Source organism: Ardenticatena maritima, assembly GCF_001306175.1.
GTDB classification, from domain to species: Bacteria; Chloroflexota; Anaerolineae; order Ardenticatenales; family Ardenticatenaceae; genus Ardenticatena; species Ardenticatena maritima.
The window spans coordinates 920,109-945,198 of sequence record NZ_LGKN01000003.1; the positions used below are offsets into that span (position 1 = coordinate 920,109).

The 25,090-nt window shown below is 60.7% G+C and carries 22 protein-coding genes and 1 other annotated feature; of the genes, 8 read left to right on the forward strand and 14 right to left on the reverse strand.

Annotation, left to right across the window (positions count from 1 at the left end; translation table 11 throughout):
- Nucleotides 1–53: 53 nt before the first annotated feature.
- Complete coding sequence (locus SE16_RS04035) at nucleotides 54–944, reverse strand: MBL fold metallo-hydrolase (RefSeq protein WP_054494225.1); 891 nt, start codon at nucleotides 942–944, stop codon at nucleotides 54–56.
- 170 nt (nucleotides 945–1,114) lie between these two features.
- Nucleotides 1,115–1,358 (forward strand) — a binding site (T-box leader).
- A 51-nt stretch (nucleotides 1,359–1,409) separates the two neighbouring features.
- Here SE16_RS04035 and serS point away from each other — a divergent pair.
- Both serS and SE16_RS04045 read left to right on the forward strand, forming a co-directional pair.
- Nucleotides 1,410–2,717, forward strand: coding sequence for a serine--tRNA ligase (gene serS / locus SE16_RS04040; protein ID WP_054494227.1), 1,308 nt, complete (start codon nucleotides 1,410–1,412; stop codon nucleotides 2,715–2,717).
- Between the two features lie 91 nt (nucleotides 2,718–2,808).
- Complete coding sequence (locus SE16_RS04045; RefSeq protein WP_054494228.1) at nucleotides 2,809–3,525, forward strand: PIG-L deacetylase family protein; 717 nt, start codon at nucleotides 2,809–2,811, stop codon at nucleotides 3,523–3,525.
- A gap of 55 nt (nucleotides 3,526–3,580) precedes the next feature.
- Here SE16_RS04045 and SE16_RS04050 read toward each other — a convergent pair whose 3' ends face one another.
- A complete protein-coding gene (locus SE16_RS04050) occupies nucleotides 3,581–5,218 on the reverse strand; it encodes an aldehyde dehydrogenase family protein (RefSeq protein WP_054494230.1) in 1,638 nt (545 codons plus the stop codon).
- 199 nt (nucleotides 5,219–5,417) lie between these two features.
- On the opposite strand from SE16_RS04050, the gene SE16_RS04055 reads away from it, so the two are divergent.
- From SE16_RS04055 to SE16_RS04065, 3 genes are all read left to right on the forward strand, one after another.
- Nucleotides 5,418–5,882: a GtrA family protein gene (locus tag SE16_RS04055; RefSeq protein ID WP_054494232.1), complete on the forward strand. Its 465-nt coding sequence runs from the start codon at nucleotides 5,418–5,420 to the stop codon at nucleotides 5,880–5,882.
- Nucleotides 5,883–6,046: 164 nt separating this feature from the next.
- Nucleotides 6,047–6,886 (forward strand): hypothetical protein, encoded by an 840-nt coding sequence (locus SE16_RS04060; protein WP_060687238.1) that lies wholly within the window; start codon nucleotides 6,047–6,049, stop codon nucleotides 6,884–6,886.
- 9 nt (nucleotides 6,887–6,895) lie between these two features.
- Nucleotides 6,896–8,080 carry a M20/M25/M40 family metallo-hydrolase gene (locus SE16_RS04065; protein WP_060687240.1) on the forward strand — a complete coding sequence of 395 codons (1,185 nt, stop codon included), beginning with the start codon at nucleotides 6,896–6,898 and terminating at the stop codon, nucleotides 8,078–8,080.
- Between the two features lie 66 nt (nucleotides 8,081–8,146).
- On the opposite strand, the gene SE16_RS04070 is transcribed toward SE16_RS04065, so the two are convergent.
- From SE16_RS04070 to trmB, 11 genes are all read right to left on the reverse strand, one after another.
- Nucleotides 8,147–8,422, reverse strand: coding sequence for an OsmC family protein (locus SE16_RS04070; protein WP_082374295.1), 276 nt, complete (start codon nucleotides 8,420–8,422; stop codon nucleotides 8,147–8,149).
- On the reverse strand, nucleotides 8,423–8,626 hold the full coding sequence (locus tag SE16_RS04075; RefSeq protein ID WP_054493318.1) for a hypothetical protein: 204 nt from the start codon (nucleotides 8,624–8,626) through the stop codon (nucleotides 8,423–8,425).
- A gap of 19 nt (nucleotides 8,627–8,645) precedes the next feature.
- The gene (locus SE16_RS04080; protein WP_060687242.1) at nucleotides 8,646–10,205 is read right to left on the reverse strand and encodes an L-lactate permease; all 1,560 of its coding nucleotides are present in this window, start codon (nucleotides 10,203–10,205) and stop codon (nucleotides 8,646–8,648) included.
- Entirely contained in the window at nucleotides 10,195–10,671 is a 477-nt protein-coding gene (locus SE16_RS04085) for an NUDIX hydrolase (RefSeq protein WP_054493928.1), read from the reverse strand. Before SE16_RS04085 ends, SE16_RS04080 begins: the two co-directional genes overlap by 11 nt.
- Nucleotides 10,668–11,810 (reverse strand): M20/M25/M40 family metallo-hydrolase, encoded by a 1,143-nt coding sequence (locus SE16_RS04090; protein WP_054493927.1) that lies wholly within the window; start codon nucleotides 11,808–11,810, stop codon nucleotides 10,668–10,670. The genes SE16_RS04085 and SE16_RS04090 overlap by 4 nt, the downstream gene beginning before the upstream one ends.
- A 32-nt stretch (nucleotides 11,811–11,842) precedes the next feature.
- Complete coding sequence (locus SE16_RS04095) at nucleotides 11,843–13,018, reverse strand: trans-sulfuration enzyme family protein (protein WP_054493926.1); 1,176 nt, start codon at nucleotides 13,016–13,018, stop codon at nucleotides 11,843–11,845.
- A gap of 26 nt (nucleotides 13,019–13,044) precedes the next feature.
- Nucleotides 13,045–14,940 carry an aldehyde ferredoxin oxidoreductase family protein gene (locus SE16_RS04100; protein ID WP_060687244.1) on the reverse strand — a complete coding sequence of 632 codons (1,896 nt, stop codon included), beginning with the start codon at nucleotides 14,938–14,940 and terminating at the stop codon, nucleotides 13,045–13,047.
- 21 nt (nucleotides 14,941–14,961) lie between these two features.
- Nucleotides 14,962–15,864, reverse strand: a complete 903-nt coding sequence (locus SE16_RS04105) for a hypothetical protein (RefSeq protein WP_054493925.1) — start codon at nucleotides 15,862–15,864, stop codon at nucleotides 14,962–14,964.
- A 21-nt stretch (nucleotides 15,865–15,885) separates the two neighbouring features.
- Nucleotides 15,886–17,643, reverse strand: coding sequence for an NAD(P)-dependent oxidoreductase (locus SE16_RS04110; RefSeq protein WP_054493924.1), 1,758 nt, complete (start codon nucleotides 17,641–17,643; stop codon nucleotides 15,886–15,888).
- A 48-nt stretch (nucleotides 17,644–17,691) separates the two neighbouring features.
- On the reverse strand, nucleotides 17,692–18,807 hold the full coding sequence (locus SE16_RS04115; RefSeq protein WP_054493923.1) for a pyridoxal-phosphate-dependent aminotransferase family protein: 1,116 nt from the start codon (nucleotides 18,805–18,807) through the stop codon (nucleotides 17,692–17,694).
- An 87-nt stretch (nucleotides 18,808–18,894) separates the two neighbouring features.
- Nucleotides 18,895–19,668: a tRNA (guanine(46)-N(7))-methyltransferase TrmB gene (gene trmB, locus SE16_RS04120; RefSeq protein ID WP_054493922.1), complete on the reverse strand. Its 774-nt coding sequence runs from the start codon at nucleotides 19,666–19,668 to the stop codon at nucleotides 18,895–18,897.
- A 225-nt stretch (nucleotides 19,669–19,893) separates the two neighbouring features.
- Here trmB and SE16_RS04125 point away from each other — a divergent pair, with 225 nt between their 5' ends.
- The 3 genes from SE16_RS04125 to mutS all read left to right on the forward strand — a co-directional run bounded on the left by SE16_RS04125 (nucleotide 19,894) and on the right by mutS (nucleotide 24,647).
- Entirely contained in the window at nucleotides 19,894–20,469 is a 576-nt protein-coding gene (locus SE16_RS04125) for a TRAP transporter small permease subunit (RefSeq protein ID WP_054493921.1), read from the forward strand.
- A gap of 35 nt (nucleotides 20,470–20,504) precedes the next feature.
- Nucleotides 20,505–21,851, forward strand: coding sequence for a TRAP transporter large permease (locus tag SE16_RS04130; protein WP_054493920.1), 1,347 nt, complete (start codon nucleotides 20,505–20,507; stop codon nucleotides 21,849–21,851).
- A gap of 129 nt (nucleotides 21,852–21,980) precedes the next feature.
- Nucleotides 21,981–24,647, forward strand: coding sequence for a DNA mismatch repair protein MutS (gene mutS, locus SE16_RS04135; protein ID WP_060687246.1), 2,667 nt, complete (start codon nucleotides 21,981–21,983; stop codon nucleotides 24,645–24,647).
- A gap of 37 nt (nucleotides 24,648–24,684) precedes the next feature.
- On the opposite strand, the gene SE16_RS04140 is transcribed toward mutS, so the two are convergent.
- Complete coding sequence (locus tag SE16_RS04140; RefSeq protein ID WP_054493919.1) at nucleotides 24,685–25,086, reverse strand: gamma-glutamylcyclotransferase family protein; 402 nt, start codon at nucleotides 25,084–25,086, stop codon at nucleotides 24,685–24,687.
- Nucleotides 25,087–25,090 lie beyond the last annotated feature (4 nt).

Genomic DNA, 25,090 nt, shown 5'->3' on the forward strand with positions numbered 1-25,090 from the left:
TGATTCACTCCTTCGTCGTTGTGTTGATTTTGATTGAGGGGCACCGTTGCCCCTCAGGGACAAACGTCAAGCACCATGCCTTCACGCGCCATAACAGCGCCATCCCAAATATCTTGCGCCTGGCGTTCCATCTCCAACAAAAACTCATCATCATGTTGGGGGTCGTGGTGGAACAGCACCACACGCTTTGCCCCCGCCGCCTGCGCTGTTTCAATCGCCATGCGCGGCGTGCTATGCCCCCACCCTTGACGCGAAAAATACGGATTCATGTATTCTTCTTCGGTGTAATTGGCGTCATGAATCAGAATATCCGCTCCTTCGGCAAAGCGGATGAGCGCACGCGCGCCACCGGCATAACTTTCAAAATCCGTGGCGTACACCACACTGTGATGCCGCCACTCCACACGAAAAAGGAAAACGCCTTGCGGGTGAGCGGTGCTGTAAATTGTGCGCACCACCACATCCTCAGGATCAAACGCCTGTTGCGCAGGCGCTTCAAACACATCCGGAACACCAGACCCGGGACGCCACCGATAGATATTCCCGTGGCGCAAATGATAAACTTCGCGCCGTGCCGGCATGGTGTTTAAAAAGAGCGGAAACGTTGGCGGCTGGAATTGCGCTTCCAAAAACGGTTGTAACGGTTCCCGCCCTAACACGCGCGGGCCATAGACCCGCACCGTCGTATTGTGGTAGCGCAAAGGCGCAAAAAAGGCAAACCCTTCGATATGGTCGCGGTGCAGGTGGCTTAAAAAAATGGTCACGTCCAACTCATTGGGGAGAATCGTGCGTCCGAGGGGGATAATGCCCAAACCAGCGTCAAAAATGAGACGATGCTCACCGGCAATGACTTCAACGCATGGCGTCATACCACCAAATTCAATCGAGTGCGGCGCCGCATACGCACCGCGCACACCCCAAAATCGTACACGGAAATCACTCATAAGGCTCCAACTTGCTGTTTGCTTATAAGGAGGTTGTCTCGCATGGTATCATACCCACAAAGGGGTGTCAAAGCCTTTTTTGTTCAAGAAAAAGAGGAACCTCAACCCCGCCAGCACGATTTGACACAGCCTTCCTCCCCCGCCTATAATGGCACCCACAATCAGACAACGCAAAAACGATGACGGAGACGAGTACGGCGAACCCTGACCTTCAGAGAGCCGTCGGGTGGTGCGAGACGGTGGCAGATTCGCCGGAATCCCCTCCCGAGTTGCCCACGAAAACGACCTTTGGTCGGCGAAGTGGTGCCGGGTGCGCCCGTTATCGCGCGAGAGTCCCGATGGACTCGCCGAGGCTACGACCCGCGAGGGCGTAGCGAAGGCAGGTGGCACCGCGAGCCAGCGCTCGCCCTGCAAAAGGGCGGGCGTTTTTTGTTGCGCAACCGAACACGCAAGGAGGAGGAATGTATGTTAGACTTGAAACTCATTCGCGAAAACCCGGAATACGTCAAAGAAGGTTTACGCAAACTCTTTGAACCGACGGAAATTATTGACGAAATTTTGGAACTTGACCAGCGCCGCCGTGAGTTGCTCACCGAAATTGAGGCGCTGCGCGCCCAGCGCAATGCCGAATCGAAAGCCATTGGGCGCACGAAAGACCCCGAAGAGCGCCAAAAACGCATTGAAGGCGTGCGCGAAATCAACGCACGCATTGAAGCGCTGGAACCTGAACTTGAAGCCGTGGAAGCCAAACTGAACGACCTGCTCCTGCGTGTGCCCAACCTGCCGCATGAATCGGTTCCTGTTTCGCCCAGCGAGGAAGACAACAAACCCGTGAAGTATTGGGGCGACATTCCCGAATTTGACTTTGAACCCAAGCCGCACTGGGAATTGGGGGAAGAACTCGGCATTATTGACTTTGAACGCGGCGTCAAAATCAGTGGGTCGCGCTTCTTTGTGTTGAAAGGGTTGGGAGCGCTACTGAACCGCGCGCTCATTCAATTCATGCTCGACCTGCACATTGAAAAACATGGCTATCTCGAAGTCTATCCTCCCTTCATGGTGCGTGGGCACTGCCTGGTGGGCACAGGGAACTTGCCCAAGTTTGGCGAGAACCTCTTCCGCGATATCGAAGAAGATTATTGGTGGATTCCTACCGCCGAAGTCCCTGTGACGAACTTGTACCGCGATGAAGTGCTGGACGGCGACATGCTGCCCATCTACCACGTCGCGTACACGCCCTGCTTCCGCCGCGAAAAAGTGAGCGCCGGGCGCGACGTGCGCGGTATCCAACGCCTCTACCAGTTCGACAAGGTGGAAATGGTGAAGTTTGTCAAGCCTGAAACGTCCATGGATGAGTTGGAAAGCCTCATTCGCAACGCCGAGGAAGTGGCTGAGTTGCTGGGCTTGCCCTACCGCCGCGTGCAAATCGTCACCGGCGACCTCTCGTTCACAGCCGCTGTCAAGTACGATATCGAAATGTGGGCGCCCGGCATGCAATCATGGCTCGAAGTCTCGTCGTGCTCGAACTTTATGGACTTCCAGGCGCGCCGTGCGAATATTCGCTTCCGCCGCGAACCGGGGGCGCGCCCCGAATATGTGCATACGCTCAACGGCTCGGGGCTGGCAATCCCACGCACGATGATTGCGCTCATGGAAACCTACCAGCAAGAAGACGGCAGCATTCTCATTCCCGAAGTGTTGCGCCCCTACATGAAGGGCATCGAGCGCATTACCAAGGAAAACGCGCTCTACGGGCACAACGTGCCGCGCTAACCATTCAATGCCGCGATATGTCACTCTCCGGCGTTTTCACATCGCGCCGGAGAGTTTTTATGTCAACAACAAGCAAAGGAGGCAAGCAACCATGTGGAGCCCTTTCCCATCACCCGAACGTGTGCTCGTTATCATGGCGCACCCCGACGACCCCGAATTTGGCGCGGGGGGCACCATTGCCCGCTGGGCGGACGCCGGCGCAGACATCACCTACGTCATCGTCACCGATGGGAGCAAAGGTTCGGGTGACCCGGAGATGACGTGGGAGCGGCTTGTGCGTCTCCGCGAGCAAGAACAACGCGAAGCCGCGCGCATTCTGGGGGTGAAAGAATGCGTCTTCCTGGGCTATCCCGACGGCGAAGTCTATAACACCATCGAACTGCGGCGCGACCTGGTGCGGCTCATTCGCCTGTATCGCCCCGACGTGGTCATCACGCACGACCCCACAGCCCGCTTCATCGGGAATACGCGCATCAACCACCCCGACCACCGCGCCGTCGGCGATACCACACTCGACGCTATTTTCCCGCTGGCGCGTGACCGCCTGAATTTTCCTGAGCATGAAGCCGAGGGCTTAGCCCCCCACAAAGTGCTGGATGTTTTTATGACGCCCACGAACGAGCCCAACTTCTGGGTGGATATCGAACCTGTGCTCGACCGCAAAATCCGCGCGCTGCTCGCGCACCAAAGCCAAATCGGCGACCCCGCCACTTTGCGCGAACGCATCGAAGCCCGCAGTCGCGAATATGCCGCCGGTTCCATCTACCGGTACGCCGAACGCTTCCGCCGCATTGTGCTGAAGGGCTAAAAAAACCAGCCAGGTCGCTCAATGACCTGGCTGGTTGTACACATGTTGGCTTTTTTCAGAACCACGTGCGCAAATGGCGCACATATTCCACAAAATTGACACGCTCGCGCGCCCGACGGTTGAACATGAGTTTCAGCAGCGCCAGCGGGCGCTTGATGACGGGACCATACAGCGCCTGCGCAAAATCGGACATGAGCGCGGGCACGTTCTTGTCGTAGGGGTACCACCACGCTTCAAGCGCCTTTTCGCGGTACTCCTCCGTCACGAACTTGATATTGACCAACTCGTACAAGCCATACGGCCCAATCACGCGGCCAAAACCGCTTGATTTGACGCCTCCCCACGTGGCTTTGGGTTCGCCCCACTGGCAAGCGTGGTCGTTCACGTTGACCGCCCCCACCTTCAAGCGCGCCGCTACTTCATGCGCCAGCACTGGGCTTTGCGTCCAGACGCTTGCCGTCAAGCCAAAGGGCATGCTATTTACAAAGGCGATAGCCTCTTCAATGCTCGCCACCGGTAGAACCACCAGCACAGGGCCGAACGTTTCCTCCTGCACAATGCGCATATCAGGCGTGACATCCACCAGCACGGTGGGGGCGAAAAAGTAGCCCGGCCCTTCCAAACGGTGCCCACCCACCAACGCCCGCGCCCCTTTGGCCAGCGCATCCTGCACCTGCTCTTCCACAATTTGCAACTGCCGCGCATTACTCAACGGCCCAACGTCTGTGTTGGGGTCCAGCGGGTTGCCGACACGCAAGCCGCGCACGATATCCACCACGCCATTCACAAACGCATCGTACACGGCACGGTGCACCAACGCGATTTCAACCGAAGCGCACGTTTGCCCGGCGTTTTCCATCGCCATCCACGTAATGCCGGGAATAGCACGCTCCAAATCGGCATCGTAGGCGACAATGGCGGCGTCCTTTCCGCCCAATTCCAGCACCACATCTTTGGGGCCAGCCGCGGCGGTCGCCATGACTTTCCGCCCGGTGGCGACGCTCCCGGTAAAGACGATTTTATCCACAAGGGGGTGCTGAACGATGAGCGGCGCATGTTCATCGCGCACATGCACCACGTTGACCACACCGGCGGGCAACTCGGCTTCGCGGCAAATGGTGGCGATTTTTTGCCCCACCAAAGGCGTAAAAGGCGATGGCTTCACCACAACGGTGTTCCCCGCCGCCAACGCCGCCACCAACTGCATGAACGGAATGCCAAAGGGATAGTTCCAGGGGGCAATAATGCCAATCACGCCCAACGGGTCGTAGCGGTAGTACATGCGTTTGCTCCCAAAAACGGGATGGCTGGGCGACACACGGCGGCTCCGCAACAGATTCAAACCGTCGCTTTCCAGCCATTTGAGATACGCCAGCGAGGGAAAGATTTCGGTCACGTAGGCTTCGCCGGGGGTCTTGCCCTGTTCAGACGCAATCAACTGCGCCAACGCATCGCTTTCTTGCAACAACACACGGCGCAAACGCTGCAAGTACGCGCGACGGCTGGCATGCGACGTTTGCCCCCAAATGCGTGCCGCATCGGCGGCGGCTTCAATCGTGGCGTTCAACTCTTCCGGCGTCATCAGTGAAACGTAGCCCAACACCTCACCCGTCGCCGGATTGAAACTCGCCAGGCGATTGGACGGCTCGGCGGCTTGTTCGGCGGTCAACGAATGGTGAACGGTATCCGTCATGAGACTCCTCCTTGCCCTCAACCTCAGTGGACCTTGCCCGAATTGTATCGCAAAACCAAGACCTGCAAAGGGGCACTCTTTGGGCGCCGCCCACCCGCGGCTCGTCGGTTTGGCGAATTGCCACCCCGAACAAACATCGTATAATCTCGGCGGCTCGGCGCATGTCGCCAAATTTTATGTCAAATGAGGTCGGAAACCGATGGACAACACATCGAGCATCATCAGCACGCAGAAACTGGTTGCATTGGCTTGGGAAAATCGGCGCGAAATCAAACGCTTTATCAAATTCGCCATCGTTGGCGCAATTGGGGCGGTTGTAGATTTTAGTGTGCTGAACCTGCTCGTGCTCGTTGCGGGGCTTTCGCCGCTTGTCGCCAATCCGTTCTCATTCACCGCCGCCGTCATCAGCAACTTCACCTGGAACCGTCTCTGGTCGTTTCCCGAAAGCCGTTCGCGCCCGGTGACGACGCAACTGGGGCAATTCTTCACCGTCAACCTGATTGGGTTGTTGCTGAATCAGGCCATTTTCACCATGGTTCTGCATCTCTTGGGCACTCACATTCCCCACCCGTGGGACTACAACCTTGCCAAAGCCATTGCCATTGGGCTGGTGCTTTTCTGGAATTTTGGCGCCAATCGCCTCTGGACCTACCGCGGTCTGTAAAAATGTCGGCGCTCTTCCGCCCGCCGCTCTCCACAGTGGCGGGCGTTTTTGTCTTTTTCGGGCATACATTCCGCACCTTGACGCATCCCATCTTTGGCGCATAATCGCGCCGCCGCCACAGACAACCACGCCAACCGAACTCAATCCAGAGAAGGAGCAAGCCTATGAGCGCCATCACGACGGACACCCTCATGCAAATCGCTCTCGACATGGCGGGCATGGAGAGTATCCCCGGTGATTGTGGTATTTTCGTGCCCGGCGAACGCATTCAACGCATTCTCGTCGGGCTGGATATTGACACAGGCGACCTGCTGCTTGCCAAACAACTCGGCTACGATTGCGTGCTGGCGCACCACTTTCGCGGTACTGAAGCCGAATTGACCGGCTGGCAAGTCTATCAGCGCCATATTGACCTTATGGTCGCCGCCGGTGTTCCTCGCATGGTCGCCGAAGAAGCGGTGTATGAACGGCTCGACCTGTTGCGGGTTGCCGCCCACGCCGCCAATTATGACCGCGTCAGTGGGGCGGCGCGCCTGCTGGGCATGCCCTTCCTCAACATCCACAGCCCACTCGATGAATTGGGACGCGCCGCCATGCAGCGCGCTGTGGATGAACTGCTCCGCACGAACCCGCAAGCCACCGTCGCGGAAGTTGCCGCGCACCTCAGCGCCACCTTCAAAGAATTTCAAGCCGCCCGCACCCGCGTTGCCATTCGCCTGGGCGACCCCGACGCCCCCGCCGGGCGTGTGGTGGTCGCGCATGGGGCGCTCACCAACGGCGGGGCGGCTGTCGCGCGCGCCTATTTTGAGCACGGCGTGGACACGGTGATTTATATCCACATCGCCCCGCAAGAACTGGTGAAACTGCAAAACGAAGCCCGCGGCAACCTCATCGTCACCGGGCACATTGCGAGCGACGCCATCGGCATCAACATCTACCTGGACGAACTGGAACGCCGCGGCTTGCACATCACCACGCTCAACGGCATTGTGCCGCGCCGCTAGGAGCCACCCATGCACGATCTTGCCGCTTGCATCGCTTTTCTGCAACGCCTGGTGCAAACCCCCAGTTTGCCGGGGCATGAAGCCGACCTCGCCGCGCTCGTCAAGGCTGAAATGGAGCGCCTGGGCTACGATGAAGTGTTTGTGGACGCCGCCGGCAACGTGATTGGGCGTATTCGTGGACGGGGGGACGCCCCCGCCGTCATGTTCAACACGCACCTCGACCATGTGGACCCCGGCGATCCCGCTGGCTGGCGGTTTCCACCCTACGGCGGCGAGATTCACGATGAAGCGGTGTGGGGGCGCGGCACGGTGGACATCAAAGGTCCCCTCGCAGCGCAGGTGTACGGTGTGGCGCGCTTGAAAAACGACCCCACCCCGCCCCCCGGCGATGTGTACGTGAGCGCCGTGGTGCAGGAAGAAATCGGCGGTTTGGGTGCGCGCCACCTGCTCACCCACCTGCAACCGCCGCTCATCGTGGTTGGCGAACCCAGCCGCAACGAATTGCGCCGCGGTCATCGTGGGCGCACCGAGGTGATTCTGCATATTCGCGGACGCAGCGCCCACGCCAGCATGCCCGCCGAAGGCGTCAACCCCCATTTTGTGGCGGCGCGTTTTCTGCTGGCGCTGGAAACATTGCCCATGCAGACCCACCCCGACCTGGGCAGAAGCAGCGCCACGCCCACCCTCATCCGCATTGACCAGACCAGCAGCAACGTTATTCCCGGCGAACTGTGGCTGACGATTGACTGGCGCAATATCCCCGCCGAAACCGCCGAAACGATTTGCGCCCGCCTGCGCCCCCTGGCGGAAGAAGCCGCCCGCGCCGTACCCGGCGCGCAAGCCGACATTCTGGTGCGCACCCACGAAGTCGCGAGTTATACGGGGCTCCGCATGCTGTTGCCCGCCGATAACCCCGCCTTTGCCCTGCCCGCCGACCATCCCGCTTTGCGCGCCGCCGCCCACGTGCTCACCGACGCTCTTGGGCACACCCCCCACGTGGATGTGTGGCAATTCGCCACCGACGGGGGGCATTTTGCCAAAGCGGGGCTTACCGTCATCGGCTTTGGGCCGGGGGACGACCGCCTGGCGCACACCAACATGGAACACATTCGCATCGCCGATGTGGAGACCGCTCTCCGCGGCAACGCTGCGCTGGCGCGTGAATGGGCGTGGCGCGTCGCGACGTCCCGCTAGCGCATTCATCCTGACACAAAAAAAAGCGCCTCTCGCTGAGTGAGAGGCGCTTTGTGTTCGCCGCTTCTATGCTTCCAGCGGCTCAATATGCAACTCAGTGGTAATCTGCACACAATTGCGAATGGTGCGCGCAACCGGGCAATAATCGGCGTGAAAACCATGCACACGCTCGGCTGTGGCGTGATGTTCGGGCGCCGCTTTCAGCGTGTAGCGAACATGAATGCGCCGCACCACCAGCACGTTGCCATCTTTCTCAATCTCACCCACACATTCGGAAACCAACCGTCCTTCACCCGCCGGGATTCCGCGCGCTTCCAGCGCGCCGCCAAACGTACCGGTCAGTCACCCAGCGGTCGCCGCCACCAGATAATCAAGCGTGGTGGCGTGCGGTTCGTGCACGTTCTGGTCAACACCGTAGTGCTCGGCAATTTCAGAATGCACACCAAAGAAGACGGGGTCCGGTTCGACGGGCAAATAGGCACGGCGTAATGGTCCTTTCACCCGCTCGATCCGCACATGGCTGCGATAGACCACCTTGTCCGCCATACGCACCTCCTTTGTGAAGTCAGTATGCGAGAAAGAACACGCCAACCGCCACCAACAACAAAAGGAGCATACCATACCCCAATGTGGCGCGCAACAAACGCCCCTCCTGCCCCGCCAAACCGGCTGTGCTCGCGCCGACGATGAGTTTGGCGGGGGCAAGCCCACTGCCCAGAGCGCCGCCCGCCGTTTGCGCCGCCAGAATCAGCGCCGGCGCAAATCCCAACACGCGCGCCATTTCTTCCTGCAATGGACCAAACACCACGTTGGAGTTGGTATTACTGCCGGTCATGAAGGCGCCGAGCGCACCAATGAAAGGTGCTACCAGCGGCAACCCGCGCCCCACAATCGCGGCAATTCCGCGCGCCAGGGTGTACGTCATGCCGGTGTGGTCGAGCACCAGCGCCATGCCCACCATCGCGAGAATGCCGCCCGTGCTTCGCAAGCCACTGCGCCAGACCTGGCGGGCAATGCGTCGCGTGACGCCCGACGTGTAGCACCCCAGGCGCGCATACACGAGCGCCGCCAGCACAGCCGCGTAGGTGATAATCGCCCCGGCATGCCCGAACACGCTGATGGGGCGCGCCCGCCCGCCTTCGACAACCCAGCCGCGCGCGGTTTCCACCGTCGGCAGATTGACGGTGAGTTGCACGCGGTCGAGCCAATCGCCCAACGGCGTGATGAATGTCACCAGCAAAAAGAGCACCAGCAAGAACAGATACGCATTGACCGCCAACCAGAGCGGCATGGCGGGGCGCTCGTCACTGTGCAGCGGACGCGCCGGCGCACGCCACCACGCCCAAAGCGCCCCCACAATCACGCCCGCCGCCCCGCCGCCAAACGCGGCAAGGTTCCACAAACCCGCCACCGCCAGCGCATACTGCACAAGCGCCATGGCGCTTCCCATGAGCACAAGCGGTACAAACGCGCGCGCCATACCGCGCCAGCCGCGCACTACATGCGCCGCCACTGCACCGCAGCCATACGCGGCAATGCCCAGCAAAAACGCCGATGAAGCCGCGAAGGCGTGCGGGTCTACCTCGGTCACGGCAAGCATCGCGTAGAAACTTGACGCCACACTGCCAAACGTGACCGCCCAGCCATGCGCCAGCGTTGTACCGACCACCGCCGCCATCGGGTCGAACCCCAACCCGATGAGCAAGGGCGCCACCACCGCCGTGGGAACGCCAAAGCCGGTAATCCCTTGCAAGAAACTGGCAAACGCCCACGCCAACAGCAAAAATTGCATCACCTCATCGCTGGTGAGATGGCTCACATGCTCACTAATCGCGCGAATACCACCGGCTTCATTCACAACGTGGTACAAGAGCAACGCCGCCCAAATGATGTAGAGCACATAAGCGCTGAGAAAAACCGCGCGTACCTGTGAAACCACAATGAGCAGCGGCGTCGCACCGAAGCGCAACACGCCCACCAGGCTGGCAATCGCCCAACCTGCCAAACCCGCCCGCAACGCGTTCCAACGCGCCAACGTCATCAGCAAGAGCACAGCCAGGATAGGCAAGGCGGCCAGCACGATATCCAGCGCGCCGACGCCCGCCCCCGCCAAACTACTTGCCATATTCGATGACCTCCACCAATGCCAGTTCGTCGTCGTAGATGTATTTGGCTTCGTAGAACGGCGCCTGCATATCGAGCACGTGGGGGGTGAAAACACGGTCGGCTTGGGGAAGCGGCAACGCGGCGATGTCCTCAATCGGCACCCACCGCAAGCGCCCTTCGCGTTCATCCGCCTGTACTGTGCCCGAAAAGTCATGCGTCACGTAGATGAAGAGCATCCAATGCCAATCGGGGCGCGGGGACACTTCGGTGACCAGACCGCGAAAGGTCAGCGAATGCGCCACCAACCCTGTTTCTTCAAGCAGTTCGCGCCGCGCACACTCCATCGGCGCTTCGCCATGCTCGACTTTGCCCCCCGGCGCAACCCACAACCCCAGGTTAGGCTCTTTATGGCGGTAGAGCATCAACACCCGTCCATCGCGAACGCAGTAGATGAGCGTGCCCAAAATCGGCGTCGCGCGGCTCATGCTGAAACCTCCGCCATCTGTGCTGCCGCGCGTTGCAGCGTTTCATACACACGCACCAGGCTTTCGCCGCTCACCCATTCATCGTCGGCGTGCGCACCATGCCCGGCGGGACCATAAAGCACGGTGGGGATACCGGCTTCGCGCAGGAGCGCCGCATCGGTCCAGTAGGCCATGCCTGCTTCTTCTTCAACCCCTGCGGCTTTGAGCAAGCGCACAGGCCACGCCGTGCGGTTCACCTGATGGGGGGGACGCGCAAACACCACACGCGCCAGCGCCGTGTGGCGGCTCGGTGGACGCAACACCGCCGCCAACACACGTTCCAACTCGGTGCGAATCTCATCCAGCGATTCATCCGGCAAGGTGCGCCGCTCCCACCCCAGGCGCGCCCGCGGGGGATAGACACACCACGCCTCGCCCCCTTCGATGATGGACGCATGCAACGAGGCGCGCCCCAACAGCGGATGAGGCGCACGGTGCGCCAACTCCTCCTGAATGGCGCGCAACTCGTTCAACGCCAACCCAAGCGGCAAAATGGCGTCCACGCCTTCATCGGGGCGGCTGCCATGCGCCGCAACCCCCTGCACCTCAATTTCCAGCCAGGCGAACCCTTTGTGTGCAACGCCCAACTGCTCTTCGGTCGGTTCCAGCACAATCGCCCCCGCCGGCGGGGCGTAGCGCGGCAACCATTCGCGAATGAGCACTTCCATCCCCAAACTGCGGTCTTCCTCGTCGGCGACAAAGGTCAGGTAAATGTCACCGGGCGGCGGCGACGCAACCCACGCTTCCGCCAGCGCCAGCATCACCGCGACGCTGCCCTTCATGTCATACGCGCCGCGTCCGTACCAGCGGTCGCCTTCTTGCCGCAAGGTGAACGGGTTGGGCATGCCACCCACGCCCACCGTGTCAATGTGGGCGTTCAACAGCAAGGGCGGGGCTTCACCACGCCCCGGCACCACCGCCGCAACATTGGCGCGCTTGGGGGCAAAGGTGTTCACGTCGGGCGATATGCCCAAAGAAGTGAGGTGCTCCCTGATTTTTTGGGCGATGGCGCGTTCCCCCGGTCCTCGCGCCAACGTCGGATTGACGGAATTGATGGCGACAAGTTCTGCCAACAGACGAAACAGGTTCTCTTTGACCATCGTCGGTCTCCAATCACTTCTCGCGGAACGGTTCAAGGCGTTTTTCCCAACGCCTGGTCCAGGTCGGCGATGATGTCTTCCACGTCCTCCAAGCCCACCGCCAGCCGAATCAGCCCATCGCTGACGCCGCCCGCACGGCGCACTTCGGGCGGGACATGCGCCAGCATCGTGCTCGCCGGGTGCGAGATGAGCGTATGCGTATCACCAAGGCTGGCGGCTTGTGTGCACAGGCGTACCCGGTCGAGCAGGTGCATACCCGCCTGCAAGCCCCCTTTGACTTCAAAGACCACCACACCGCCGCCGCCGCCCGGCATCTGCCGGCGGGCGAGGTCGTGCTGGGGGTGCGAGGGGTGCCACGGATACCGCACCCAGGCGACGCGGGGGTCTTCGGCGAGCCATTCGGCAAGGCGCAGGGCGTTTTCGTTGTGGCGTGCCACGCGCAACGGCAAGGTCTGCATGCCGCGCGCAATCAGCCAGGCGTTGAAAGGCGAAATGTTGCCGCCAAAGTGGCGCAGGGTCTCCTTGCGCGCCCGCTCGATGAAGTCGCGCGCGCCGACAATCACGCCGCCGAGCGCATCACCATGTCCGCAAAAGTACTTCGTGGCGGAGTGCACCACGACGTCCACGCCCAGCGCCAGCGGCTTCTGGTTGATGGGCGTGGCAAAGGTGTTGTCAATCATGGTGAGAATGCCCCGCTCGCGTGCCAGCGCTGTGATGGCGGCAATGTCGTTGAGTTCCAACGCGGGGTTGTTGGGCGATTCAAGGTAAATGAGGCGCGTATCGGGACGCAAGGCAGATTCAAAGGCGCTCACGTCGGTGGCGGTGGCGAATGAAACCGCCACGCCGTAGCGCGGCAACGTTTCACGCAGGAAGTGCAGCGTCCCGCCGTAGAGCCCCGTGCTGGCGACCACGTGGTCGCCGGCTTGCACCGCAGTGAGCACGGCTGTGCTGACCGCCGCCATGCCGGACGCCGCCGCGAGCGCGGCTTCGCCGCCTTCAAGCGCCGCGACCTTGGCTTCGAGCTGGTTGATGGTGGGGTTGTTCCACCGTGTGTAGATGTAGCGGTCTTCGACTTCAAAGGCTTGGGCGGCTTCTTCCGCCGATGAAAACCGAAACGAGCTGGAAACATGAATGGGTGGCGCAACGTCGGCCACCCCTTCTTCTTCACCGGCATGAATGGCGGTTGTGTGAACACCCCACGTTGGCATAGAAGGCTCCTTCTGGTGTTGGTTGGTCAAGGCAACCCTGGAATCCACTCCAAACCGAGCGCCGCCAGGGTTTCGGCGGTTGGGTAGCCGGTGCGCGTATCCCAACCCGCCATTTCGTAGTAAAGGTCTTTGGCTTGTTCAAGTTCTTCGGGGGTGATTTGCAAGCCGTTGTTGGGTTCGTCAGTGAGCATTTGGTGCAGGCGCTTCGTCAGTTTGTCGGCGTCGCGCCCAATGCCTTCACGCGCGTTGAACGCCCGCAACATGTTCAAGCGCCGCCGCCCCACGGTCATCAGTTCATCCAGCGTCACGTCCCAACCGGTCACGGCATTGACGTAGTCGGCAAGGTGTTCGGGACCGTAGAGTTGCCAGGCGGGTCCCCAGTCAAACTGGCACAAGCCCAACGTGTCGAGCGCCGAGTAGAAGTATTGCGTTTTGAGCGCAAATTCGACTTTTTCGCGGTTGAGCGCGTCGAGGTCTTGCGGGCTGGTCAAGCCCAGCATGGCGAGGCGTTCCAGGTCGCGCTTGCTGGATTTGGGCATGTACGAGGTATCGTGCTCGCTGGATTGGTGGTCGGCGCCGAAGGGGTTGACGGCGTAGATGAGCCCCAGACTGCGCTTGATTTGGGGCATGTGCGCGGGCGCTTCTTGCCCTTTCACCGTAATCAGAAAGGCGTCACTGCCCCGCCCAATGCGCTGCGCCGCGCGCGCCGACCCTTCAGCAAGCAAATCGCCCAGCGTGCCGCGGCGGTGCGCCAATGCTTCCAGCGCCTGCAACATGGCGTCGGCGTTGCCAAAGCGCAGTTCGATGCCGTCGGTCTCTTCCAGCGTGAGCGCGCCATTCTCAAAGGCTTCCATTGCCCAGGCGATGGTCGCGCCGGCGGAGATGGTATCCAACCCATAGCGGTTGCAGAGTTCGTTGGCTTTGGCAATGGCTTTCAGGTCGCCCACTTCACAGTAAGAGCCGAATGTGGCAATCGTTTCGTATTCGGGACCGCCGTACAAGCGGTCAACGGTGTACGGTCCCTCCTTGACTTCGACGACGCGCTTGCATTTGGTGGCGCAGGCATAGCAGGTGTCGCGGTCAACCAGGATGGTGTGGTACATGGTTTGGCCTGAAATCTCTTTCGCATGCTCGAAAACGCCGCGCGAATAGTTGCGCGTGGGCAAGCCGCCCACGTAATTTTGCGCCTTGACCACAACCGAGGTGCCGTATTTGGCAAGCGCGCCGATGTTTTCCACGTGGTCGCGCCCCCAGCGTGAAAGTTCCAGCACGCGGTCTTTGTCGAACAGGGCGGGGCGCTGCTTGCCGCGCACGGCAATGGCTTTGAGGTTCTTGGAACCCATGACCGCGCCCATGCCTGTGCGCCCAAAAGCGCGGTTCGCCATGTTCATGATGGCGGCATAGCGCACCAGGTTTTCGCCGGCGGGACCAATCGCCGCCACTTCGATACGGTGGTCGCCCAGTTCTTCGCGAATGCGCTGCATGGTTTCGCCCGTATCGAGCCCCCACAAGTGCGTGGCGTCACGGAGTTCAACGGCGCCGTCATGCAGCCAGAGATAGACCGGCTTGGGGGCGCGCCCGCGAATGACAATGGCGTCGAAGCCGGCAAATTTGAGTTCAGCCGGCCAGAAGCCGCCCGCCTGTGAATCGCCAATGCCGCCGGTGAGGGGGCTTTTGGCATTGGCGGTGGTGCGGCTCTGTCCGTGTACCGGTGTTCCAGTCAGCACGCTGTTGCTGAACGTCAACACGTTGTCGGGACCCAACGGGTCGGTGCCGGGCTTGACCTCGCGCAGGATGTACCAGAGCCCCAGCGCACTGCCCCCCATGTAGGTGCGATACACCGCCTCATTGGGGTGTTCGATATGGTATTCGCCGGTCGTCAGGTTGACGTGCAAAATCGTTCCGTGATATCCGTAGGGCATCGTTGCCTCCTCCGCACTGTTTCAGATTGTGGACACATGTGTTCGGGGTTCGATACGGCGGCCTTCTTGATACAAGAACTGCCCAAAGTGGGCAAACCAACGGTGCGCCTGACAATCGCATGTGTGGTTGTGGGGCGTCGCACATGAGCGCCACATTCGCACCGCCACGTTCGCCAGTGAAGGGGGGATGACGTAGAGACGGGCGGCTTCTTGGGGCGCTGTTTCGACGAGCGCTTCATTCCAGGTGTCGAAAAAGGTTGTTTCGCAGTGGGTGCAGTGGAAGAGCGTGCAGACGACAGCCGTTTGCCCACCGCCGCACGTCAAACGAGCGTCCACCACGGTGTGCACGCCACACGTTGGGCACCGTGGTCCTACATGCGAAAAGGGTTCTTCGGCGGGGGCGGGCGACTGCCAGAGACGCTTGACCCACTGCCAGAACCGTTGCCAAAGCGAGGCGTGAGGCGCGTCCGAGGCTTGAATGGCGATGGTGGCTTCGGTATCCGCGCGTGTAGACGCCGAGGCGGCAATCGGCTCATCGGCGGGCACAATCTCCATGGGCGTCTCGCGAAACATGAAGCGATGACAGGCGGGGGCGAGGAGCGCGCGCGGCGTGGGGATGTAGACGGGGTCTTCCGGTTCGCCCCACGTGCAGACGCCTTTCCAGTTGTCGGGGGCGTCATCGAAAGGGCGGCGGAAGTGGACACACGCCCCGCACACCAGCGGACGCCACCCGTGCTCCGCCAACTGCGCCGTCAACGCTTCAAAGTGGTCGAAGGGGGAAGCCGAAGCGTGCGGCGAGACGACGCTAACGTCAGCCACTTCGGCTTCCCACGGTGCTTGTTGACGCACGCGAACCGCGCCGATTTGCTCGGTTGTTTCACGAGCAAAGGCGACTGTGTAGGTTTCGACGCGCCAAAACGCCATGCTTCATCCTTTCATGGGCGTTCAATCTTCCAGCAAAATCACCGGTTCCTGGTAGTAGCGCACACGACGGCGCTCCAATTTTTCGCGCACGAACTGGTCGAGCCAGCGGCGTTTGGCGGGCAAGGGTTCATCGCTCCGCAATACGTCAAGCGGGACGTTGAGGCGCAAGACGCGCCCCGGAATCACAAAGCGCGTAATGCCCTGCGGCAAGCGCCGCCCACGCCCGGCAATCGCCAGCACTTCATCAGGTGTAAACTGCGGGAAGATAACCAGGGCGACCGCTTCGGGATAGGTGCGCGTGAGCGTGTTCATGTCCGTGGTCAACGTGCGGTCAACTTCGCCCCAGTCGGTGTAGGCTTCGACCATGGCGTTGAGCACGTCGAGCGCGTCGCTGGTTTCGTCCGCCAGGCGTGCCAGCAAGTGGCGCCCATCACGCAACACCAGGTAGGCAAGCGCCTGGCGCTCACGCAGGGCGCTTTCGGCGGTGGCTTTGTCCGCCACCGGTTCCAGCACCAAGCCGGGAACGCGCTGAATGGTGTCGAGGAACGCTTCGGCAGACGGTCCGCTCACCACATGATACCAGGTGTGCAACGCCACGTCGGCGCGGTTGGGGTCCACCACTTGCACGACGATGTGCGGAATGCCCAGTTCTTTGAGCGCGGTGGTGCGGGTCGCGCCGTCAAGCACGATGTATTTGTCTTGCCAGGCGGCCACGACGGGCGGGTTGGCAAGGCGGCCGTCGGCTTCGATAGCGCGCGCCAGACGTTCAACGCGCTTGGGGTCAACGCCTTCATGCGGCACGACCTTGCTCAGTTCGACCATTTGCAGGGAAAGCGTTTCGGCGACGCTCCCCGTACCGCCCAAAAATTCGATGATTTTCTCGGCGATTTCGATGGCGGCGTTCTTTTGGGCTTCGACGGTGCTGGCGCCAATGTGGGGGGTCGCCACCACTTTGGGATGTTTTGCCAGCGGGTGGTCAAGCGCCGGCTCTTCCTTGAAGACGTCAATCCCCGCGCCGGCAATACGCCCCTCATTCAGGGCTTCGAGCAACGCCTCTTCGTTGACGATACCGCCGCGTGCTGTGTTGATCAGGTAGGCGGTGGGCTTCATCAAGGCGAGTTCTTCACGGTCAATCAGGTTTTCGTTTTCAGGCCGCCAGGGCACATGCAGGCTGACGAAGTCGCTTTCGCGCAACAGGTCGGGCAGATCAACCGGCGTCACGCCGGCTTCAAGCGCCAGTTCGGGCGTCAGCCGCGGCTGGTTGACCAGGACACGCATTCCCAGCGCTTTGGCGCGCTTTGCCACCTGGCGACCAATCCGCCCAAAGCCGATGATGCCCAGCGTCTTCCCATCCAGCGATGTGCCCTTGAAGCGCTTTTTCTCCCAGCGCCCTTCTTTCATGCTGTGGTCGGCGGCGGGAATGTGGCGCGCCAACGCCAGCATAAGCCCGATGGTGTGTTCGGCGACGGCGACGCTGTTTGCGCCGGGGCAGTTCAGCACTTCCACCCCCAGCGCGCGCGCGGTGCTCACGTCAATGTTGTCGAGGCCGGTGCCGGCACGCCCAATCACACGCAGCCGACGGCCGGCCTCGATAATGCGCGATGTAACGCGCGTTGCGCTCCGCACGATCAGGGCTTCGTAGTTGGGAATGATGGCTTCCAGTTCTTCGGGCGTCAGCCCTTCGCGCACGTCCACGTCAAAGTACTGGCGCAACAGTTCCACGCCTTCTTCGGCGATTGGATCGGCTATCAAAACACGCGGGCGTCTTTGCTCGCTCATGCAACCTCCTTGTTCTGGCGTTATGCGATTGAAGGGATGGGTGTTGTTTCAGCCACCCAGGAACTCGTCAATCGTTTCTAACAGGTACTGCATTTCTTCGCGCGTTGTATCCCCCATGTGGGCGATGCGGAAGGTCTTGTTTTTCAAATCGCCATACCCGTTGGAGATGACCATACCGCGCGATTTCAAGAATGTGTTGAGCGCGCCCACGTCAATGCCGCGCGTGTTGGCAACGGTTGTCACCGTGGGCGAGCGATAGCCCTCCGCAGCGAACAAGCCAAACCCCCGCGACAACGCCCATTCGCGGGTCATTTCGGCCAGTTCGGCATGGCGGGCGTAGCGGTTGGCGGGTCCTTCTTCATCGAGAATGTAGGTGAGTTGAACATGCAAGGCGCGCAACAGGGAAATCGCCGGCGTTGAGGGGGTGGTGTTGCGTTGCAGGTACTTTTCGAGCAACAGGTAGTCGAAGTACCAGCCGCGCCCTTCAATGGTCTTGGCGCGTTCCAACACACGGTCGCTCACCGCCGCCAACGCCAAGCCCGGCGGGCAGGCAAGGGCTTTTTGCGACGACGTGAGGCAGACATCGAGCCCCCATTCGTCGAAGGGAATGCGCGTACCGGCAAAGGAACTGACCGCGTCCACGAAAATGAAAGTGTCAGGAGCAATCTCCCGCACGACGGCGGCAATCTCGCCGACGGGGCTGAGCACGCCCGTGCTGGTTTCGTTGTGGACCACGGTGATGGCGTCGGCGGGTCCATGTGTGCGCAGGGCGTCGGCTACCAGGTCGGGGGTAATGGCTTGCCCCCATTCCACATCAACGCGGGTCACTCGCTTGCCGCAGCCTGCCGCCACCTCCGACCAGCGCTTGCTGAACGCCCCATTGACGAAACAAATCACGTGGTCGCGCACCCCGTTGCGGATGGCGGCTTCTTGTTGCCCCATACCGGACGACGCGGTGACGAAGACGCGGTACTTTGTTTCATAGAGACGGCGCAATTGCGCCTGAATGGCTGCGAAGAGGTCTTCCAGGTCTTTGGTGCGGTGCCCAATCATCAATTCGGCTTGGGCTTGCAAGACCTCCGGGCGCACTTCTGTGGGTCCCGGAATGAACAAGCGGGGGTACGGACGTTTTGACCAGCCAAAGGGATCTTTGGGTTGTGTCATAGGTTTCACCTCGCGATGGTTCGCTGGTTGATTGTCAAGGCAAAGCGGGCAAAAGATACAACGAGTAGGCTGAAAGAGCAACGTGTATCACGGTTGCGCTTCTGCCGGCGCGCCTGATGCACGGCGGCGGTAGAAACGCCGAAAGATGGGCACGCCATGTTCCACACACCATTGCTGGCGTGTGGTGAGCGGGATATTGGCGAACCGTTCCGCCAACGCCGGGTCGTGCGGTTCAAAGTCGGGATGGCGCTCGATGAGCATATCCAGAAACTCCGGGTAGCCTTCGACGTCGCTCTCGAAGCGCAGAATGCCGCCCGGTTTGAGCGCCTGCGCCAGAATGCTGAGCATATGCAGGCTGAAGAGGCGGCAGCGCGCGTGCCGCTGTTTCCACCAGGGGTCGGGCATGAGAATGTGGATGACCTCGATACTACCCGGCGGCACAATCTCGGGGATAGCGGCGCGGGCGTCATCATCGCACACCCACACGTTGGTCAAGCCGCGCTCTTCAATGGCGCGGTACATGGTGTGCACCAGCCGCCCGCGCACTTCAAACGCCAGAAAATGGCGCTCAGGATGCATGGATGCCCATTCGACGATGAAACGCCCATCCCCCGCGCCAATCTCCAACTCCGACGGGGCGCTGGTGAGGAAATCGCGCAAACGAGCCCGATGCTCATCCGACGCCTGCGCCAGGCAAAACCAGCGCGCCGGTTCGGGGGGAACGTGCGGGTTGCGGGCATGGCGCAAGTAGGGGTCGCCGCCGAACAAGCCCCGTCCAGCGCGGTGCTCGGCTTCGATGGCTTCCATCTCTTCCCAATCAATCTCCAACTTGCCTTTTCCACGTCGCAACGATGATGGCATTGGCTTCTTCTCCTCATCATGGGTGATTTGTCTGCTGCTCCGCCAACAGAATGAACATAGCCAGGATAGCGGAAGAGGCAAGCCGATGCGCCTGTATGTTCACGCTCCGAAAAACAAGCCACACGCTTGCCATCGCACACAAGATTTTGTATGATGGGCGCGGTTTCCCCAGATGGTGAACGGGCACACCTGTCAACGAGCAAACATGCTAAGGAAGGTGCAGCGATGCGCTTCATTGAATGGTATGTCAAAGCCGTGGACGCGCTCTCCGAAGCCTTGGGCTGGCTTTCACAAATGCTAGTCATCCTGACGGTCATCATCGGCTTCTACAACGTCGTTGCACGCTATCTCGGGCGCTTCATGGAAACGCAACTCTCCTCCAACCTCTACATCGAGTTGCAGTGGTATTTGTTCTCGCTGGTCTTCTTCTTTGGCTTTGCCTACATTCTGAAACATGGTATCAACGTGCGCGTGGACTTCCTCTACGCCAAATGGCCGAAAAAGCGCCAGGCGTTGATTGACTTCTGGGGGCACATTTTCTTCCTCATCCCGTTCACCATTCTTGGCATTTACGTTACCATTGACCCTGTGCTCTTCTCGTGGCGTTTGAATGAAACCTCACCCGACCCCGGCGGGCTGCCCCGTGCGCCGCTGAAAACGATGATCATCGTGGCGTTTGTGACGTTGCTGTTGCAAACAATCTCCGAACTCATCAAGTTGTACGGCGTCATCACCGATAACGAGCGGATTTTGGCTATCGGCGCACCGGAAGAACACGAAGAACCGTTGCGCATTGAATAATCGGCTTTGAACAATCACAACCCGAGGTGCCAACTATGCCTGTCAATCCCGTTTTTGGTTGGATCGCCCTTTCCATGTTCGTGTTCTTCTTCTTCCTGTTGATGATTGGCTATCCGGTGGCCTTTTCATTTGCAGGAACCGCCATTCTGTTCAGCGTGATTGGTTTTTTGGTGGGAGCACTGGATACAAACTTGCTCCGTGTGCTGCCAAACCGCTGGTTTGGCACCATGTCGGACTTTACGTTGCTGGCGATCATCTTTTTCGTCTTCATGGGCGCCGTCTTCGAGAAGTCGGGGCTGGCCGAGCAATTGCTGGAAACGATTGGCATTCTCATGGGCCCACTCCCCGGCGGGCTGGCGCTGGCGGTGGTCATTGTGGGGACGTTGCTTGCCGCCGCGACGGGGGTGGTTGCCGCGACAGTGATTGTCATGGGGCTGCTTTCGCTGCCGGTGATGGTGCGCTACGGCTACGACCACAAACTCGCCACGGGTGTGATTGTGGCGTCGGGGACGATGGCGCAGTTGCTCCCGCCGAGTTTGGTGCTGGTGGTGCTCGCCGACCAGATTGGCGTCTCAGTGGGGGATCTCTTCCTGGGGGCGCTCATCCCCGGCCTGATTCTTTCGGGTTTGTACGCGCTCTATGTGCTGGTGATTGCTTTCCTGCAACCCGAAAAAGCCCCGCCGCTGCCCCCAGAAGCCCGCACGGTGCGCGGTTGGGCGTTGGTGCGCCGCGTGCTCTTTGTGATGATGCCGCCGTTGCTGCTCATCTTTGCCGTGTTGGGGAGTATCTTCTTCGGTATTGCGTCGCCCACCGAAGCGGGCGCCGTCGGTGCGGCTGGGGCGGTGTTGCTGACCGCACTCAACCGCAATCTCTCTTGGCAACTCATCAAAGAGGCCGCACGATCCACCGCCAACATTACCGCACTTGTCATCATGATTCTCTTTGCGTCAACCTACTTCGGGCTGGTCTTTGACGGGCTTGGCGGGCAACGCTACGTCACCCAACTGCTGACGAACCTGCCGGGCGGCTATTGGGGCTTCATCATCGTGGCGAACATCGCCGTCTTCTTGCTCGGCATCAACCTGGAATTCATCGAAATTTCGTTTATCGCGATGCCGCTCTTTGTGCCCGCCGCGATGGAACTGGGCGTTGACCTCGTCTGGTTTGGTGTGATGATGGCCATCAACCTGAACATGGCGTTTATCTCGCCGCCGGTGGGCTTCTCGCTCTTCTATCTGCAAAGCGTGGCGCCGGAAGAAGTTGAAACGATTGACATTCACAAGGGCGCGATTCCCTTCATGTTCCTGCAAGGTGCGGCGCTCATCATCACCATTCTCTTCCCACAAACGGTAACCTGGCTGGTGCAAGCCGCGGGCGGCTGAGCCCGCGCCCACATGCCCACCAAGCGGGAGCCACAGCGCTCCCGCTTTTGTGTTGGCTTGCCAGCAACGCCAGAGCCAATACGATATGAGGCATCGCCAAACAACCAACCACACACATTCAACGAGCCCATGAGCACATCCAAAGTGACACCTGTCCGACGCCAATACTTGCAAATCAAAGCCCAATATCCGGACGCCATCGTCTTCTTCCGGCTGGGCGACTTCTACGAAACCTTTGACGACGACGCCGAAATCGTCGCCCGTGAACTGGGATTGACGCTCACCAGCCGCAACGTTGCCAAAGGGCAACGCGTGCCTATGGCAGGCGTCCCCTACCACGCCGCCGAGCAATACATCGCCCAGTTGATTGAAAAAGGCTACAAAGTCGCGATTGCCGAGCAGGTTGGCGAAGCCGATGGGCGTACCCTTATGAAGCGCGAAGTCACGCGCGTGGTGACGGCGGGCACGGTGATTGAACCCGACATGCTCGACGCCCGCCGCAACAACTACCTCGTCGCCCTCATCCGCGAACCGGAGCACACACGCGCAGGGCTGGCGTATGTGGACATCACCACCGGCGAATTCGCCGTCACGCAAATTGTGGGTGAAACGCTCGACGAACTGGAACGCCGCGTGCAAGAAGAACTCGAACGCCTGCAACCCGCCGAAGTGCTGGTGCCCGCCGAGCGCGAACGCATGATCAAGGGCGCACGCCCCGCCGAACGCCGCGAGGGTGGTTTCCGCACAACCGAGTACGACGCCTGGCATTGGGAGACCTCAACGGCGCGCCAGGCGCTTCTCAATCATTTTGAAGTGCGGACGCTCGACGGCTTCGGGTGCGAGCAAAAGCCCGCGGCTATTCGGGCGGCGGGGGCGATTGTGCAATATCTGCAAGAAACCCAGCGCAACGCGCTGGCGCAACTGCGACAACTCTACACCTACAGCACCGACCACTTCATGACCCTGGACGCCGCCACACGCCGCAACCTCGAACTGACCGAAAGCATCGGCGACCAGAAAAAGCGCACCACCCTGCTCAACGTCCTCGACGCCACCCACACGCCCATGGGCGGCCGCCTGCTGCGCCGCTGGCTCAACCAACCCTTGCTCAACCGCGACGCTATTGAAGCACGACTCGACGCGGTCGAAGCCTTCTACACACAGACCGAACAGCGCATGGCGCTCCGCGAGACCCTCAAAACCATTGGCGACCTGGAACGCCTGACAAACCGCGTAGTCAGCGGGCTGGCAACCCCCCGCGAATTAGGCGCCATGCGCGAAACCTTGCGCCGTTTGCCCGACGTGCGCGCCATCGTCGCCGACCTTGCCGAACGCCAGCAAAGCCTCGGACGCCCTGTGCCCAAGCCGCTGGAAGCCGAGCGGCTGGACGTTGCCGAAGACGTGCTCGCCCTGCTCGACGCCGCGCTGGTGGACGACCCACCCAGCACACGCGCCAAAACGGGCTTCATTCGCCCCTCGTTCTCCAACGAATTGCAAGACCTCATCGAAAAATCACGCCACGCCCGTGAGTGGATTGCCGGCCTGGAACAGGTCGAACGGGAGCGCACCGGCATCAAATCGCTGAAGGTGGGCTACAACAAGGTGTTTGGCTATTACATCGAAGTCACCAAAGCCAACACGCACCTCGTGCCCGACGAGTACATCCGCAAGCAAACCCTGGTCAACGCAGAGCGCTACATCACGCCGGAGTTGAAGGAGTACGAAACACTGGTGCTGAACGCCGAAGAGCGCCAGTTGGACCTTGAAAACCGCCTCTTCGAGCAAGTCATGCAACAGGTGGCGGCGCAAGCCCCGCGCCTGCTCCGCACCGCCCGCCTGCTGGCACGGCTGGACGTGTTCAGCGCGCTTGCCGAAGTCGCCGTCCGCCGCCGCTATGTGCGCCCGCGCCTGCACGACGGCGACGCCATCCGCATTGTCAACGGGCGGCATCCTGTCGTCGAAGTGATGATGAAGGACGAACCCTTCATCCCCAACGATACGGAAATCTCCGGCGAGGCGTTTATCCACATCATCACCGGTCCCAACATGGCGGGAAAAAGCACGTATTTACGTCAAGTTGCGCTTATCGTTCTCATGGCGCAAATTGGTTCATTCGTTCCCGCCGACGAAGCCGACATCGGGTTGGTGGACCGCATTTTCACACGTGTGGGGGCGCACGATGAAATCGCCCGTGGGCAAAGCACCTTCATGGTGGAAATGGTGGAAACAGCCAACATTCTGAACCACGCCACCAATCGCTCGCTGTTGGTGCTGGACGAAATCGGGCGCGGCACCAGCACGTACGACGGTATCAGCATTGCGTGGGCGGTGGTGGAGTACATCCACAACAACCCCAAACTGCGCAGTCGCACGCTCTTCGCGACGCATTACCATGAGCTCACCGAGCTGGAAAAACGCCTGCCGCACGTGCGCAACTACAATGTCGCGGTGGTGGAAGAAGAAGGGCGCGTGGTTTTCCTGCACAAAATTGTGCCCGGCGCCGCCGACCGCAGTTATGGCATCCACGTGGCGGCGATTGCCGGCTTGCCGCGCAGCGTCATCAAACGGGCGCAAGAAATTCTCGCCGACCTGGAAGCCGAAGCTCGCGCGCCGGGTGGACATCGCGAACGTGTGCGCTCGCTCGTGGCGGGGGCGACGCAATTGCCGCTCTTTGCCGAACCGGAGCCGTCGCCCGTGGAAGAAGAGTTGAAACAGATCAACGTGGATGAACTCTCACCGCTGGAAGCGTTGAATCTGCTCTATCGGCTGCAACAACTCGCCAAATCGCGCGAATAAACCACACGCCCCCACTCACGGGGGCGTGTTCGTTCTTTCAGGAAAACCGCTTGCGGCGCACATGGGCGCGCCAATCGCCGGAAGGGATACGCGGGTAGCGCGCCGCAATGTGTGGGTTGCCCCAATAGACCCAAGCATCCACAATCGGGCCGCAGCATGGCGTGATGACGGTTGCCGTTTCACGTGTGTACAGCCCGCCGGCCACATCCTCATACGCATCCAATTGCGCGAGCGCCTCATCCGCACATTCGGGGCGCACCCACACGACTTCGCCCAACACGCGCCCCACGCCGCGCACAGCCATCGGGTATGCGCCGGCATCATGCAAAACTGCGCCCGGCAAAACAGCCGTAAGCGTCTGCTCCGGGTCAATAAAAGGGCGCAACAATCTGTGATTGGGTTGGTCGCTCAGGAGTGTGCCGTACACAAACAGGTACATCGCC